General features: G+C 67.2%; 2 protein-coding genes. Both read right to left on the reverse strand.

What is annotated here, in order from left to right; genetic code table 11:
* Positions 1 to 306: succinate dehydrogenase, hydrophobic membrane anchor protein (gene sdhD, locus IT40_RS26540; protein ID WP_036761568.1), on the reverse strand; the 306-nt coding region annotated here is incomplete at its 3' end.
* Positions 303 to 555 (reverse strand): succinate dehydrogenase, cytochrome b556 subunit (gene sdhC, locus IT40_RS26545; protein ID WP_036761569.1); only part of this gene is annotated, 253 nt, incomplete at its 5' end. The genes sdhD and sdhC, both read right to left, overlap by 4 nt.

A 555-nucleotide genomic window follows, 5' to 3' on the forward strand; every position in this document is an offset into this window, starting at 1 on the left:
CGCGGCGACGAACCGCGCGCCGGAATGAATGTAGTCCTCGGCCAGAACCTGGAGCCCCAGCGCCGCATGATGAAAGCCGGCCATCAACAGCAGGATCATGAGCCCGGAATTGAGCGGCGCCGCCAACCAGGCCACCAGCTTCGCGTGATCCGCGGCCGCGCCGCCGGCCAACGCCAGGGCGAACCACAGGACCAGCGGCACCAGACCCGCGGCCGAGACCCGCTGTGCCCACCAATGACCCGTGCCATGCCCCGCTGCTCCAAGGCCGCGTGCCCGTGCGAATGGCGGGATATGGCGGATCGTCATGCCAGCCCCCATGTCCACAACGCCAGCGTCAGGATCAGGCTTGTCCCCACCACCGTCCATCCGCCGGCATAGATCGCGCGCAATTCGAAGCCCCGGCCACTGTCCCAGACCAGATGCCGGACGCCGTTGCAAAGGTGGTAAAACAGCTCCAGCGTTACAAGAAAAAGCGCAATACGCCCAGGCACGGACAGCAGCAGCGCCTGCGCGCTTCCGAACGCATCCTGGCCCGAGGCGCCGGCCATCAGCCAG

It is taken from the genome of Paracoccus versutus (genome assembly GCF_000763885.1).
In the GTDB taxonomy this organism is placed as follows: Bacteria; Pseudomonadota; Alphaproteobacteria; order Rhodobacterales; family Rhodobacteraceae; genus Paracoccus; species Paracoccus versutus.